12 protein-coding genes are annotated in these 15,613 nt (G+C 67.1%); 8 read left to right on the plus strand and 4 right to left on the minus strand.

The genetic code is table 11. The features are described from left to right. Positions 1-2 precede the first annotated feature (2 nt). The gene (locus tag AS181_RS17380; protein WP_058252795.1) at positions 3-614 is read right to left on the minus strand and encodes a maleylpyruvate isomerase family mycothiol-dependent enzyme; all 612 of its coding nucleotides are present in this window, start codon (positions 612-614) and stop codon (positions 3-5) included. 1 nt (position 615) lies between these two features. Beyond that, positions 616-2,610, minus strand: a complete 1,995-nt coding sequence (locus AS181_RS17385) for an OPT family oligopeptide transporter (protein ID WP_058252796.1) — start codon at positions 2,608-2,610, stop codon at positions 616-618. A 244-nt stretch (positions 2,611-2,854) separates the two neighbouring features. Between AS181_RS17385 and AS181_RS17390 the strand changes: the two genes are divergently transcribed. Further along, complete coding sequence (locus tag AS181_RS17390) at positions 2,855-3,493, plus strand: TetR/AcrR family transcriptional regulator (protein ID WP_058252797.1); 639 nt, start codon at positions 2,855-2,857, stop codon at positions 3,491-3,493. Here AS181_RS17390 and AS181_RS17395 read toward each other — a convergent pair whose 3' ends face one another. Next, positions 3,494-5,095: a GMC oxidoreductase gene (locus AS181_RS17395; protein WP_058252798.1), complete on the minus strand. Its 1,602-nt coding sequence runs from the start codon at positions 5,093-5,095 to the stop codon at positions 3,494-3,496. Positions 5,096-5,528: 433 nt separating this feature from the next. Here AS181_RS17395 and AS181_RS17400 point away from each other — a divergent pair, with 433 nt between their 5' ends. After that, on the plus strand, positions 5,529-6,365 hold the full coding sequence (locus AS181_RS17400; RefSeq protein WP_058252799.1) for an SDR family oxidoreductase: 837 nt from the start codon (positions 5,529-5,531) through the stop codon (positions 6,363-6,365). Positions 6,366-6,384: 19 nt separating this feature from the next. Here the strand turns inward: AS181_RS17400 and AS181_RS17405 are convergent, their stop codons facing one another. Beyond that, positions 6,385-6,807, minus strand: a complete 423-nt coding sequence (locus tag AS181_RS17405) for a DUF5313 domain-containing protein (protein ID WP_058252867.1) — start codon at positions 6,805-6,807, stop codon at positions 6,385-6,387. A gap of 55 nt (positions 6,808-6,862) precedes the next feature. On the opposite strand from AS181_RS17405, the gene AS181_RS17410 reads away from it, so the two are divergent. The 6 genes from AS181_RS17410 (at position 6,863) to AS181_RS17435 (ending at position 15,610) form a co-directional block, all read left to right on the plus strand. After that, on the plus strand, positions 6,863-7,357 hold the full coding sequence (locus AS181_RS17410; protein ID WP_058252800.1) for a MarR family winged helix-turn-helix transcriptional regulator: 495 nt from the start codon (positions 6,863-6,865) through the stop codon (positions 7,355-7,357). A 32-nt stretch (positions 7,358-7,389) separates the two neighbouring features. Beyond that, entirely contained in the window at positions 7,390-8,568 is a 1,179-nt protein-coding gene (locus AS181_RS17415) for a CaiB/BaiF CoA transferase family protein (RefSeq protein WP_058252801.1), read from the plus strand. Positions 8,569-8,640: 72 nt separating this feature from the next. Further along, positions 8,641-10,173, plus strand: coding sequence for a catalase (locus AS181_RS17420; protein WP_058252802.1), 1,533 nt, complete (start codon positions 8,641-8,643; stop codon positions 10,171-10,173). 87 nt (positions 10,174-10,260) lie between these two features. Beyond that, on the plus strand, positions 10,261-11,541 hold the full coding sequence (locus tag AS181_RS17425) for a competence/damage-inducible protein A (RefSeq protein WP_058252803.1): 1,281 nt from the start codon (positions 10,261-10,263) through the stop codon (positions 11,539-11,541). Positions 11,542-11,705: 164 nt separating this feature from the next. After that, entirely contained in the window at positions 11,706-13,118 is a 1,413-nt protein-coding gene (locus tag AS181_RS17430) for a 3' terminal RNA ribose 2'-O-methyltransferase Hen1 (RefSeq protein WP_058252804.1), read from the plus strand. Further along, positions 13,115-15,610 carry a polynucleotide kinase-phosphatase gene (locus AS181_RS17435; RefSeq protein WP_058252805.1) on the plus strand — a complete coding sequence of 832 codons (2,496 nt, stop codon included), beginning with the start codon at positions 13,115-13,117 and terminating at the stop codon, positions 15,608-15,610. Before AS181_RS17430 ends, AS181_RS17435 begins: the two co-directional genes overlap by 4 nt. Positions 15,611-15,613: the final 3 nt, after the last annotated feature.

Consider the following 15,613-nt stretch of genomic DNA (forward strand, 5'->3'; position numbering starts at 1 on the left):
CGTCAGACGACGGACAACGGTGCAGATTCCCTGCCGGTCAGGGTGAGCAACGCCTGCTCGCCCTGACCGGTGAGCAGTGCGGTGGCGGCCGCCGTCGACAGCGCTGACGCCAGCACCTCGGCCGGCAGCGGGAGATCGGAACCGATCGCCCGCGAGATGTCGAGACCGTGCACCGCGAGTTCGAAGGTCCGGGTGGGCAGGTAGTCGGACAGCATGATGCCGCCGAACGGCGTCGTCAGGGGCCGATCCCCCGTTCCCGCAAGGGCGTCGACGGCCTGTGCGCGCCGCTCCCGGACCCCGGCGCGCGGATCGTTCCCTAGGGATAGCCCGGCGTCCACTCCTCGCTGTCGGACCGACGCGGGGTCTCCGTAACCGCGGATCGATGCGAAATAGGCCGCGGTCGAGGTCAATTCGACATCACCACCGGGCTCGGCCAGGTAGGTGACGACCGTCGTCAGCGATCTGCTCGCGTGTCCGACGAGCGATCGCAACGACCATTCGCCGAGACCGGGTCCGTCCCAGCGATCGTCGGCGATCAGGTCCACCAACCGCGTCAGATGCTCGGCACCGGCCGTGAAGTCGTCGATCGCACGTGTCAGTGTTCCCTCTGCCATGTCAGTCCGTCGGAGTGCCGGCGGTCGTCGACGACGTCCCGCTCGCGGTTGCGATCTTGCGGACACGGTCGTAGAGGAGGGCGATGGTCGCGGCGAACACGATGACGCCGAGGATCTGTGCCCAGGTCCCGAAGCCGTCGCCGACGATCGCCAGCGCCGAGTCATCCCCTGTGGTCGCCACGATCCCGGCGAAGACCACGCCGAAGAGCGCCTCGCCGACGATCAGACCGGTGGCCAGCAGGACACCCATCCGCTTCTTGTGTTCCACTGCGCCGCCGCTGCGTTCGGCCCACCGGTTGTAGTAGTGACCGATGAAGGCGCCGATCGGGATGATCAGGACCACCGACATCGGCAGGTACATACCCATCCCGACAGCCAGCGGCGGCAGCCGGAAACGCCCTGCGCGACCGAGGAGTTCGTCGATCACGATCACCACCGCGCCGATCAGGGCGCCGATTCCGACGAGTCCCCAGTTCAGGTCCGCCCCGAGGACACCTTGCGCGAGGGTCGTCAGCAGCCCGGCCTGCGGTGCCGCGAGCGCGTCCTCGGTGGCACCCGGCGCGCCGACGAACCCGAAGGCCTCGTACATCAGCTGCAGGATCGGCGGGATCACGGCCGACCCGAACAGCACGCCGATGATCAGCGCCACCTGCTGTTTCCACGGTGTCGCCCCGACGAGTTGACCGGTCTTGAGGTCCTGCAGGTTGTCATTGGAGATGGTCGCGACGCCGAAGACGACCGCGGCCGTGAACAACGTGTAGGCGATGAGCGCGTCGGTCTGCGAGTCGTCCGCCGGCCCGAAGGTCAGCTTCACGAGCAGTGCGGCGATGAGAACCACCAGGATGCCCACGCCGGAGATGGGGCTGTTCGACGACCCGATCAGGCCCGCCATGTACCCGCACACCGACGCGACCGCCAGTCCGATGACGAACACGAAGACGATGCTGACCACGATGATCCCGGTGGCACTGCCCTCCAGAACCGTGTCGCGCACGAAGTCCCACAACAGGATTCCGATCGGGATGAGCAGCACGAGGATGCTGCCGCCGACGATGTTGATCGGCATGTCCCGCTCGGTGATGTCGACCGTGACCCCCTCCCGACGCGATCGCGAGGAGACCATGGCCGCCCGGATTCCCCGCACGATCGGACCGATGACCTTGATCAGCGTCCAGACGGCCGCGATGGCGATCGCCCCGGCCCCGATGAGTCGCACGTCGTTGGCGAAGATCGAGCTGACGGCGTCGCCGAAATCCTCCCCCGCCGTGCGCCCCTGGGTCTCGATGGGCAGCAGTACGACGTAGGAGATCACCACCCCGACGAGCATGGCGATGCCCACGGTGATCCCGACGAGATGGCCGATGCCGATCAGCGACATCGACAACCCGGCACTGAACAACGTTCCGCCCGTGCCGATCCTGATCGTCGTCGAGATCGAATCGCTGAGGACCTGGAGTTTGGTGAGCAGGGCGAAACCGGCCGACGCGAGCGAACCGATGACGATCGTGCGCAGGCCGGCCTTGTTCTCCGCGGCGCCGCCCGCGGAATCGCCGACCTTCAGTACCTCTGCTGCCGCAACGCCTTCCGGGTAGGGCAGGTCGGAGCCGGTGACCAGCGCGCGCCGTAGCGGGATCGAGTACATGACGCCGAGGATTCCGCCGATCGCGCAGACCGCCACCGTGATCCAGTACGGGAAGCCCGTCCACCATCCGATGATGACCAGACCGGGTATGACGAAGATGATCGCCGACAGCGTGCCGGCGGCGGACGCGATCGTCTGGACGATGTTGTTCTCGACCACCGAGTGGTTGGCGAAGTACCGCAGAATGCTCATCGAGATGACGGCGGCCGGGATCGCGGTGGCGAACGTGAGGCCCACCTTGAGTCCGAGGTACACGTTGGCGGCCGTGAAGACCAGCGTGATGATGCCACCGAGGACGGCACCTCGGAGCGTCAGTTCTCGCAGGTTCGCCGTGGCCGGAGGCGCAGTCGCCATCTGGTCCCCTAACAGTCGGGTCCTGCGACCGGCGGTCGGTCGGACGGTGGATCATCCGGACGTTCGTCGATCCACCTTAGGCCCGGATGACCACTCGCGCTGCGACTTCCCGCGCAGCCGGGGTCGGTTCGCGTGTCGCGTCGACGCACCTCCGTACGGCACTGACCGCTTTGCGGTGTTTCGGCGAGTCGGACAGGCCACCATCCCGGCGTCTCGATCGGCGACGGTAGGGCATCATCGATCCATGAGCGAAGGCAAGACGGAGCAGTCTGCCCGCACCCGTGCGCTGCTCATCGAGGCGGCCGAGAAACTGATCGCCCTGAACGGGGTCGCGGCCGTGTCCAGTCGCCAGATCAGCAAGGCGGCCGGTCAGGGCAACAACTATGCCGTCGGCCATCACTTCGGTTCCAAGGACGATCTCCTCCGCGCAACCCTGACGTCGCACAACGTCCCGATCGAGCGGCTTCGCCAGAAATGCCTGTCGGAGGTCGGACCCGACCCCGGGGTCCGCGACTGGCTCCGCTGCCTCGTCGGGCCCGAGGTCGAGTACCTCGCACAGATCGGTGCGCCGAGCTACTTCGCCCGGTTCTTCGCCCAGGTGTCGAGCGATCCGTCCGCGACCGCCCTGCTCTATGAGGAGACCGCGCGATCGGAGGTCCTCATGACGATCCTCGACCGGTTCTACGCCACCTTGCCGACCTTTCCCGACGACGTGCTCGAAGTGCGCAACAACCTGACGCGCCACATGATCGTCAACGCGCTCGCCGACATCGAACGGGCCGCCGAGGACGGCGGGACTCGAACAGCCCCATGGGAGCACGAGCGCGACCTGGTCGTCGATGCGCTGACCGGGATGTGGCTCGCGCCGGCCGCCTCCCGGTGATCAGATGACCGTGCCGACATCCCGGGCGACGATCCGGTCGAGAGCGCGCTCGGCGACCGCCGCGATGGTCATCGACGGATTGCAGGCCGCGGTGTTGCCCGGCATGAGTGCGCCGTCGATGACGTAGAGCCCGCGCTGGCCGTGGACGCGCCCCTCGAGGTCGCACACCGCACCCATGTTGGCCCCGCCGAGCGCGTGCCAGGTCGAGGGGAACACCGCATTGGTGTCCGTCAGGACGGCGTCGGGTCCGGCGATCCGGCGCACGGTCCGGTCGATGTGCTTGGTCTGGATCTCCGAATCGCCCTCGTGTGGCCAGCGGATCACCGAATCTCCGATCGCCGAGTCGTAGGAGATGACGCCACGTCCCGAGCTCACCCCGAAGCCGACCATCATCGTGGTGCCGGCGTACACGGGTAGTGGCGGCAGCGATGCCTGGATGACGGTGAACGCGCTCTTCGGATCACTCCAGTTGGGGCTGCCGAAGACCACCGGTCCGCCCTGTACCGTCCCGAAGTCGATACTGGGGCTGGTCCAGGTGTAGATCCGGTCGGCGTTGGTGCCCCATCCGTGCCCCACCCCGTCGGGCAGGCCCGGCACGGTTCCGGTCGCGCGCGCCTTCACCAACAGCTTGGTCGTGTTCACGCTGCCCGCCGACAGGATGAGTGTCCCTGCGATCAGTTCGTTGTGCTCCAACACTTTCCCGGACTCGTCGGTTCGTTCGACCTCGAGGGACCATCGGCCGTCGGGTCGGCGGGCGACCTGCCGCACGGTGTGCAGGGTTCGGACCTGAACCCGCCCGGTCGCCTCGGCCTCGCGGATATAGGTGACGTCGACGCTGTGCTTGCCACCGTTGTTCACGCCGATGGCGCCGTCGCCGTTGGTGTAGGCGGGCTTCATCTCGCCACGCAGCTCGGCCGCGGCATACCCCCAGTCGATCGGCATCGGGATCTTCTGCAGCGGAAGGCCCTCGGCCCGAACTCGTTTCGCGAACTGTCGCGGTGCCAGGTATTGCGGGGAACGCACCACCGAGTCGGGCGCCACCGCGACCTTCAGCATCCGCGCGACCCGCGGGTAGTGCACACGGTTCATCAGTTGCCAGTCGAGTGCGTTCGGGAAGTGCTCGTTGAACACCGCCTCGCTCGGTTGCAGTGTCATGCCCTGGTAGACAAGGGAACCACCGCCGAGGCCGGCCGGGCAGAGTGCGGTCATGTTGACGCCCGCGACCGACTCGAACAGTCCCACATAGGGTTCGACGCTCAGCGGCTTGCCGAAGAGGTTCGGGGTCGACTCGTGCCACAGGATCCGCTTGTCCGGACTCGACGCACGCGGGAAGGTTTCCGAGTTCGGACCCGTCGGCCACCGCCGACCCCGCTCGAGCAACAGGACCGGCACGCCGGCTTGCGCGAGCCGGAGGGCCGCGACGCCACCGCCGAATCCCGAGCCGACGATCACCACCCGATGCTCTTCGCGTGTCCGCCGGATACGTCGCGATGGATCTCCCGACGCCGGTCCGGCTCCGGTGACGGCAGCGGCCGCCGAACCCGCCGCGGTCATCGCCGCCGCTCGCAGGAAGGTACGTCTCGTCGGTGATACCCCGGTCATGGTTCTCCTGTCGTTCGGCGCGAGATGGCGCCGGGTGCTTGATGATTCGGCAGCTCAAGAAACGGTGGAGACCGTGGTCGCGGGTCGAGGACGCCGCGCGGGACGGACCGGGGCGTGGCCGTCGCGACACAGGATTTGTCATGGACGACCTATGTGTCAAGGGCCACTTCGGTGACCAGCGGTGATCGGGGACATCGCCGACGCAACCCTTGACAAGCCCTTCAGTCATGTGACTGAATCGTCGCGGGCGTGGGTAGGGCCGCCATCGGTGTACGGCCGATGCGCGGGCGTGAGTGCGGCGCGCCGCGCTCGCGTGGACCTGGTCGGGATCGTGGCCGAGTGCCGAAGAGCGAAGAGAGGACGGGGAGTTCGCCGAGCAGGCGGCAACGGAACGCTAGGATGACGCGACCATTTGTCGCGGGCGGGGAGTTGCATGTCTGATCATCTGCAGGGCAAGACCATCATCATCACCGGCGCCGGAGGCGGTTTCGGCAAGGTGATCGCGGAGATGTGCGCGGCACAGGGCGCTCACATCGTCGGTGTGGACATCGACTCCGACGGGCTCACCGCGGTCGCCGACGGCATCACCGCCACCGGCGGGTCGGCTGTCGCACACGTCGCCGACGTCACCGACATGGACCAGATGAAGGGCGCCGCGGCGGCGGCCGTCGACCGGTTCGGTGCGATCGACGTGATCGTCAACAACGCCGGGGTGATGCCGCTGGCGTTCTTCGCCGACCACGAGCGGGCCTGGGAGAAGTGGCACCGGGCCATCGACATCAACATCAAAGGCGTCGTGAACGGCATCTCGGCGGTGTACGACCAGATGATCGCACAGGGCCGGGGTCAGGTGGTCAACATCGCGTCGATCTACGGCAACGGCGGCTTCGAGGGCTCGGGTGTCTACAGCGCGACCAAGGCCGCCGTGACGACGCTGTCGGACTCCTTACGCATCGAGGCCAAGGGCAAGATCAAGGTGACGACGGTCAAACCGACCGGCGTGGCCGGCACCAACCTGGCGAGCTGGATCGTCAACGACCGCGCGATCCGCGGGATCGTCGGGCAACGTGCGGCGTCGTACCGCGAGCACATCACGGAGCTGATGCAGGGCACGCTGCCCGACGAGCTCGTCGACGTCGACTCGGTGAAGTACTGGCTGATCACCCCGGAGGATCTCGCCCGGGCGGTCGTGCATGTCATCGACCAGCCGTGGGGCATCAGTCTGTCCGACGTGACGGTCCGGGCCAGCGGCGAGGACTACCTGTACTGAACGCCGGCGCCGTCTCGGCCTAGTTCGACGGGCGGCGTCGTTCACCGCGGTACTTGCGGTGGTACTCGTCGTAGAGGTCCGAGTTCTTCTCTCGTTCGAGCTTGTTCACCAGGTCGGGATCGAGTCCGTGCTGGACGAGCCGGTGACGGCGGTAGACCCGGTTCAACGCGATCGAGAAGAAGAGGTAGGCCAGCAGGATCGGCATGGTCATCGTGATCCGGACGCCCCAGTCGGCCGGGACGAACAGCATCGGGGTCAGCACGATGATGCACGGCACCGCCCAGCGGACCACCATGCGTACCGACGCACCCGGGCCGGCCAGGTCGTTGGTCACCCAGCCGAGCATCGATTTCGGCAGACGCGCCCAGTAGGCGTACTTCACGTACTCCCAGGCGTTCGGCTTGGTGCGCGGTGCAGAGGTCACCTGTCGATCGTGCACCACGTGCGGGAGTCGTCCGACGTCGCCTCCCCCACCCCGGCTGGGTAACCTGACCGGCATGGGTTCGGAGATGACCGCGTCGGCCGACGACCCCACCGGCCCGGATCCGATCAGCGGCCTCGAGGCCGAACTCACCGATTTCTGGCGACGGGGCCGGGTGCGCACCCGGTTGCGCGCCCGCGCCATCGACCCGCGGCTGGACCCGTCGTGCTACCCGCTCATCACCGTGCTGGCCCGGCACCATTCGATGCCGATGTCGGATCTGGTCACCGCCGTCGGCATGGAGAAGTCGACGGTGACGCGGCAGATCGACGCGATCGTGCGCCTCGGGCTCGCCGAGCGGCACCCCGACCCGCGCGATGCCCGCGCCCGCGTGGTCACCCTCACCGAACACGGTCGTGAACGCGTCGACGCCGTGCTCGCCTCGGCGGTCACCGATTGGCGGGCACGGTTGGCCCAATGGGACCCCGACGACATCCGGACGCTCACGTATCTGCTGCATCGCCTCACCGAGGCCACGAACGATCCCGAGGCCGGCGAGGGGTCTCGTTGACCGGGCATGGCACCGTCGGCGATCCTTGGCCGGTGACTCCGGACGAAGGACTTCTGCCCCTCGAGGGCATCACCGTGGTGGCGCTCGAGCAGGCCGTCGCCGCACCGCTGGCCACCCGGCACCTCGCCGATCTCGGCGCCCGGGTCATCAAGGTGGAACGGGTCGGTGACGGGGACTTCGCGAGGCAGTACGACGCGGCGGTGCGAGGCGGCGCCGCCTCGCACTTCGTGTGGCTCAACCGCGGCAAGGAGTCGGTCGCGCTCGACCTCAAGAGCGAGGACGGACGCCACGCGATCCGAACCCTGATCGCCGGCGCGGACGTCTTCGTCCAGAATCTCGCTCCCGGGGCGGCCGCCCGGCTCGGACTCGCCGCCGACGATCTGCGCGCCGACCATCCCGAGCTCGTCGTCGTCGACATGTCCGGATACGGCGACGCCGGACCGTATCGCGACCGCAAGGCCTACGACATGCTGGTGCAGGCCGAGGCCGGGCTGATCTCGGTGACCGGGACGCCCGACGAGATGTCCAAGACGGGTATCCCGACCTCCGACATCGCAGCCGGTATGTACGCACTGACCTCCGTACTGTCGGCGCTGTTCCGACGCGCCACCACCGGAGTCGGCGCGCGCGTCTCGGTGGCCATGTTCGACGCCACGGTCGAATGGATGGGCCACCCGATGTACATGCGCCTGTACGGTGGCCGGCAGATCGCCCGTGCCGGGCTCGGCCATGCGGCGATCGTGCCCTACGACAAGTACCCGACCGCCGACGGCGACATCCTCATCGGCGTCCAGAACGACCGCGGCTGGGACACGCTCACCCGCGTGGCCCTCGAGCGCCCGGATCTGGCCGACGACCCCCGCTATCGCACCAACATCGAGCGGGTCGCCCGGCGAGCCGAGGTCGACGCCGCGATCGGCGCCGAGACCAAACGCTTCACCACCGACGAGCTCGACCGTCGCCTCGCCGACGCGGGCATTCCCGCGGCCGAGATCCGCGACCTCGAAGGCGTCGTCGCGCATCCGCAGCTGAGTGAGCGCGACCGCTGGCGCGAGGTGGACACCGAGGTCGGCCCGGTACGGGCGCTGCTTCCGCCGCTGACCTTCGACGACGTCGAGCTCGCGATGGGTCCGGTACCGGCTCTCGGACAGCACACCGAGGCGGTGTTGCGGGAATTCGGGATCGGCGTCCCGCCGACGCCGTCGGCGTAGGATCGGCGGAACGGACCTGCAGCCCTCGGGTCCGCTTGTCATGCACGGATACGACGACCTCTCGGAGGCGATATGTCCGACGATTCTCTGTTCACCACCCGGGATTCGGGAGCACCCGCGGGGAGTGACGAACACTCCCTGACGGTTGGCGCCGGCGGCCCGATCGTCCTGCACGATCACTACCTGATCGAGCAGATGGCCCAGTTCAATCGCGAGCGCATCCCCGAGCGCCAGCCGCATGCCAAGGGCAGCGGCGCTTTCGGCACTTTCGAGACGACGCAGGACGTCTCGGCCTACACCTGTGCCGCACTGTTCCAACCTGGCGTGAAAACCGAGATGGTGGCCCGGTTCTCGACCGTTGCCGGCGAGCGCGGCAGCCCCGACACCTGGCGTGACCCGCGTGGTTTCGCACTGAAGTTCTACACCGACGAAGGCATCTACGACATGGTCGGCAACAACACGCCGGTCTTCTTCGTCAAGGACCCGATGAAGTTCCAGCACTTCATCCGTTCGCAGAAACGCCGTCAGGACAACAACCTTCGCGATCACGACATGCAGTGGGACTTCTGGACGCTCTCGCCGGAGTCGGCGCATCAGGTGACTTGGCTGATGGGCGATCGGGGGATTCCCAAGACCTGGCGCCACATGAACGGATACAGCTCGCACACCTACCTGTGGGTCAATTCCGAAGGTGTCAAGCACTGGGTCAAATACCATTTCAAGTCCGACCAGGGAGTCGAGCACCTCACCCAGCACGAGGCCGACCAGATGGCTTCTGCGGACACCGATTTCCACACCCGGGACCTGTTCGAGAACATCGCGGCGGGCAACCATCCGAGCTGGACTCTCAAGGTGCAGCTGATGCCCTTCGACGACGCGGTGAGCTACCGCTTCAACCCGTTCGACCTGACGAAGGTGTGGCCGCACGGCGACTACCCGCTCATCGAGGTCGGCAAGATGACCCTGCACACCAATCCGGTCGATCACCACACGCAGATCGAGCAGGCCGCGTTCGAGCCGAACAACGTCGTGCCGGGTATCGGTTTCAGCCCCGACCGCATGCTGCTCGCGCGCGTGTTCTCCTATGCCGACGCCCATCGCCACCGGATCGGCGGCAACTACAAGCAGATCCCGGTGAACGCGCCGAAGAACGAAGTGCATTCGTACTCCAAGGACGGGGCGATGCGCATCCACAACGTCCCCGACCCGGTCTACGCACCCAATTCCAAGGGCGGCCCGTCGGCGCTGTATCCCGGCCAGGGCGAACCGCAGTGGGCGGCGAACGGGGAGATCCTGCGCAGCGCCTACGTGGACCATCCCGAGGACGACGACTGGGGCCAAGCGGGGACGATGGTCCGGGAGGTCTTCGACGACGAGCAGCGCGAACGTTTCGTGGACAACGTCGTCGGGCACCTCCTCAACGGTGTCTCCGAACCGATCCTCCAGCGTGCGTTTGAATACTGGCATCGCGTCGACCCCGACATCGGTGCGCGGATCAAGTCCGGTGTGACCGAGAAGCAGGACGAATCCGATCCGAAGGCCGATGACCAGGCCAACCCCGCCCGGTCGTCCGCCCAGGAGAAGGCCAAGGCCGAGAAGGCCTGACATTCTCCGCGCAGTGCGCACCGAACCGTGGAACGCGCCCTCTGACGGGGGCGCGTTCTGCGTCGGTGGCCTACTAGGCTCGATGGCGTGAGTGTGCGCGCAGGCATCGTGGTCACCGGAACCGAAGTCCTCACCGGCCGGATCACTGACCAGAACGGGCCCTGGCTGTCCGAGGAACTCCTCGAACTCGGGGTGGACGTCGCCCACATCACGATCTGCGGCGACCGTCCCGCCGACCTCACCGCGCAACTGCGCTTCCTCGCCGAGCAGCAGGTGGATCTGATCGTCACCAGCGGCGGGCTCGGCCCCACCGCCGACGACCTCACCGTCGCCACCGTCGCCGAGTTCTGCGGCCGCGAACTACTCCTCGATCCCGGACTCGAGGAGCACATCGCCGCGATCATCCAGCGTTGGCGCGGGATCGGATTCGACGTCGATTCCGGCCCGACGAGGGCGGGTATCCGCAAGCAGGCCCTGGTACCGGTGGGGGCGGTTCCGGTACCACCGACCGGCACCGCGCCGGGTGTCGTCATCCCCGCGGCGGCCGGCGTGCCGACGATCGTCGTCCTGCCCGGCCCGCCCTCGGAGCTGCAGGCGATGTGGCCGACCGCGATCGCCACGGCGGCTGTCGCCGACGTCCTGTCCCGCGCCGACGATCTGCGTCAGGCGACCGTCCGCGCCTACGGTCTCCTCGAAGCGGAACTCGCCGAGACGCTGCGATCGGCGGAGACCGCGATCCCCGCCTTCGGGCAGCTCGAGATCACCACCTGCCTGCGGCGAGGCGAACTCGACATGGTCACCCGATTCGCCGCAGCTGATGCGTCGGTCTACGACTCCCTCCTCGACCTCCTCGTCGAACATCATGGGCGGCAGATCTTCTCGACCGACGGCTCCACGATCGACGATCTCCTGGTCGACGCCTTGGACGGGCGACTGATCGCGACTGCCGAATCGTGCACCGGCGGACTCGTCGCGGCCCGGCTCACCGACCGGCCCGGCTCCTCGGCCTATGTGATGGGCGGCGTGGTGTCGTACTCCAACGACGCCAAGTCGGATCTGCTCGACGTCCCGGCCGAGCTCATCGCCACGCACGGAGCCGTCAGCGAGGAGGTCGCCGCCGCGATGGCCGAGGGTGCGCTCGCACGGTTCGGAACCGATGTCGCGGTGTCGACCACCGGAGTGGCCGGTCCCGGTGGCGGCACCGAGACGAAACCGGTGGGCACCGTGTGCTTCGGGATGGCTCTACGAGACCGGCCCACGGTCACCGTCACCCGCAGATTCCCCGGTGGCCGCGATCGTGTCCGGTCGCTGACCACCACTGCCGCACTGCATCTCGTCGTACGCGCGCTCAGCGACGCCTCCGCCTGACACGACCCTGCGGTGGTTTAGTGCAGCGATCCTCGGCTCCTCAAACCCGCAAGAGGCGACGCTCCATTGCTCCCTGAGGTGCGAGGAGCGCAAGCGACGAGCCTCGAAGGGCCGCCGCCCAGAAATCTGTTTCCCGGCAATGCGCAGTAGGTCAGACTGTCCTGATGCTGTTGGCCATCTCGGCCGAACGTTCATCCACGCTCGAGACCCCGAGCGATCTGGGCTTTCTGCTGCACAAGCATCCGGAGAAGGTGCAGCCCTTCGACGTGTACGGCGGAACGGCGCACGTCTTCTACCCCGAGGTCACCGATGTTCGCTGCACAGCCGCGCTCCTGGTGGAGGTCGACCCGGTTGCGTTGGTGCGAGGACGATCCGGGACGCGCGACGGGTTCGCGTTGGGCCAGTACGTGAACGATCGGCCCTACGTCGCCTCGTCGTTGCTGGCAGTGGCGATGGGAAAGGTCTTCCGGTCTGCGCTCCATGGGCGCTGCGCGAGTCGCCAAGAGCTTGCGGACTCGAAGTTGGATCTGACGATCACCCTACCGGTGGTCCCGGGCGATCCCTCCCTGTTGTGCCGCCTTTTCGAACCCATGGGTTGGACTGTCACCGCCGAGGCCATCGAGCTGGATGCCACGCGACCCGATTGGGGTGATGCGCCGCTCGTGTCCCTGGCCCTCGTCGGATCGCTTCGTCTGGCCGCGGCACTCAATCACCTCTACGTCTTGCTGCCGGTACTCGACGATGCCAAACATTATTGGGTCGGTGACGACGAGGTGGACAAGCTCGTCCGCGCCGGATCGGGATGGTTGGCCGGCCATCCGGAGCGGGAGCTGATCACCCATCGCTACCTGGCCCACCAGCGCGGGCTGAAAGATGCTGCCACACAACGGTTGGTCGAACTGGACGACCGGCCGGTCGAGGACGCCGCGGAAGACGACGATCCCGATGTCTCGCGCCCGCTGGTGCGGACAAGGCACGACGCGGTTCTGGACGTCGTGCGCGAGTACCGACCGGCGACGATCGTCGACCTCGGATGTGGGTCGGGAGCTCTGCTCGGTGCGTTGCTCGAATTGCGCGGCGTGACACGGGTGATCGGCACAGATGTGTCCGACTCGTCCCTGTCGAAGGCGGCCAATCGGCTGCATGTCGACCGGATGACCGAGCGTCAATCCGAGCGCCTCACATTGTTGCTGTCGTCGCTGCAGTATGAGGACGATCGCCTCGAAGGCCTCGATCTGGCAATTCTCATGGAGGTCATCGAACACATCGATCCAGCACGGCTCCCGGCGGTCGTCGACAACGTCTTCGGGACGATGCGGCCCCGCCGCATCGTCGTCACGACACCCAACAGCGAGTACAACGTGCGGTACCCGGCTCTGGTCGACGGCGGCTTTCGACACCCGGACCACCGTTTCGAGTGGACGCGCCGGGAATTCGAGACCTGGGCCGGTGCGGTGTGTGAATCCTACGGCTATGTCGTCGATTTCAGACCGGTGGGCGAGCACGACGACGCGATCGGGCCGCCGACGCAGATGGCTGTGTTTGCACAACTGTCGACGGGACGGGCAAACGCATGACCGAGCTCAGTATTCCGGAACTGTCCCTGGTCGTCCTGATCGGTACGACGGGTTCCGGCAAGTCGACCTTCGCGGCCGGCCACTTTCTTCCGACGGAAGTCGTGTCCAGTGACGACTGCCGAGCGATGGTCTCGGATGACCCCAATGAACAGGGCGCGACGTCGGATGCGTTCGATGTGCTCGAGTACATCGTCGGCAAGCGACTCGACCGCGGCCGGCTCACCGTCGTCGATGCCACCAATGTGCAGGCGTCCGCGCGTAAGTCGTTGTTGGCGCTGGCCAAGGAGCACGATGTCCTCCCGGTGGCGATCGTCCTCGACGTTCCGGTCGCACTGGCGCTGGAGCGCAACGCCGCTCGGCCGGATCGGGACTTCGGCGCGCACGTCGTGAAGCGTCAGCATGACCAGCTACGAAGGTCGCTACGCAGCCTCAAACGGGAAGGGTTCCGCACGATCCACGTCCTGGATTCTGTCGAAGCCGTTTCATCGGCGTCGATCGTGCGGACGCGTCTGTTCAACGACCGCCGAGACGAGCGCGGCCCGTTCGATGTGATCGGCGACGTACATGGTTGCCGCGACGAGCTCGTGGCGTTGCTCGAGCGATTGGGATATGCGGTCGTCCGCGACGACGAGGGACGCTGCGTGGACGCCGCGCACCGGGATGGCCGCCGAGCAGTCTTCGTCGGCGATCTCGTCGACCGCGGTCCGGACTCCGCGGGCGTGCTGCGCCTGGTGATGGGCATGGTGGCTGCCGGCAATGCGCTGTGTGTGTCGGGCAATCACGAGGCGAAACTCGTGCGTGCTCTTGGCCGTAAAGACGTCAAGCCCACACACGGCCTGCAGGAGACACTGGATCAGCTGGCCGCAGAGGACACTGAGTTCGTCGCCGAGGTGCGGCGATTCTGCGATGGTCTCGTCGCGCACTACGTACTCGACGACGGCAGGCTGGTGGTCGCGCACGCGGGATTGGCCGAGAAGTATCACGGCCGGGCGTCCGGGCGGGTGCGGGCGTTCGCACTATACGGCGACACGAGCGGCGAGACCGACGAGTTCGGTCTGCCGATCCGTTACCCGTGGGCGACTGAATATCGAGGCGCGGCAACAGTGTTGTATGGACATACTCCGGTGCCCGAGACCGAGTGGGTCAACAACACCATGTGCCTGGACACGGGATGTGTCTTCGGCGGCAGCCTCACGGCACTGCGCTACCCCGAGCGCGAGGTGGTGTCCGAACAGGCACGAGCGACGTATTACGAACCCGTCCGTCCGCTGGTCCCGCCGCCGCGCCGCCCCGAGGTGCTGACCCTGACCGACGTCCTCGGTCAGCGCGTGGTCGACACCCATCACATGGGTCGGGTGTCCTTGCGAGACGAGACCGCCGCCGGCGCCTTGGAGGTGATGAGCAGATTCGCGATTCCGCCGGCCGAGCTGCTCTACTTGCCGCCGACGATGTCGCCGGTGGACAGCTCGTCGCGCGATGGACTGCTGGAGCACCCGGATGAGGCGTTCGGATTCTACGCGAAGCACTCGATCGGCCGGGTGGTCTGCGAAGAGAAGCACATGGGGTCCCGTGGGATCGTCCGGGTGGCGCGCGACGGGTCCGGCTGCATCCATTCGCGGACCGGACGCGCCTTCTTCTCCGACGAACGGCAGACGGAACTGCTGTCGCGGATCGCCGATGCCGTGACCCGCGCCGGTGTGTGGACGGACCTCGACGCGACCTGGATACTCGTCGACGCTGAACTGCTGCCGTGGACTGCGAAGGCGGAGGCCATGATTCGCAGCCAGTACGCCCGGGTCGGCGCCGCGGCGACGCACGCACTGCCGGCGGCGGTCGACGTACTGGCGGTCGCAGCCGCGCGCGGAATCGATGTCGATGATCTGCTCACCAGGGTGCGGTCGCGCGCCGCCAACGCCGACCGCTTCGTCGACTCCTATCGTCACCACGTGCAACCGATCGACACTCCGTTGGGAATCCAGGTGGCGCCCTTCCAACTTCTCGCCACGGATGCCGCGACGTATGAGACCCGCGATCACGAGTGGCACCTCGGCATTGCGGATCGCCTGGTCGCCTCCGACCCGGAGTTGTTCCGGCCCACCCGACGCCTCGTCGTGGAGACAGCCGATGCATCGTCGCGCGCAGCAGGCGTCAGCTGGTGGGAGGACCTCACCGCGAGCGGCGGCGAGGGAATGGTCGTCAAGCCGCTCGACAATCTCGTCCGCGGACCGAAGGGCCTCGTCCAGCCGGGGCTCAAAGTCCGCGGTCGTGAGTATCTGCGAATCATCTACGGCCCCGACTACACCGAAGCGGCGACCCTCGCCCGGCTCAAGAACCGCAACCTCCGATTGAAACGGTCGATGGCGCTGCGCGAGTACGCCCTAGGGCTCGAGGCGCTGCGTCGAGCAGTGGCAGGAGAGCCGACGTGGCGCATTCACCAATGCGTGTTCGGCGTCCTCGCGATGGAGTCGGAGGCCGTGGACCCGCGGCTGTAACCG

The sequence above is a fragment of the Gordonia sp. SGD-V-85 genome (assembly GCF_001456905.1).
In the GTDB taxonomy this organism is placed as follows: Bacteria; Actinomycetota; Actinomycetes; order Mycobacteriales; family Mycobacteriaceae; genus Gordonia; species Gordonia hongkongensis.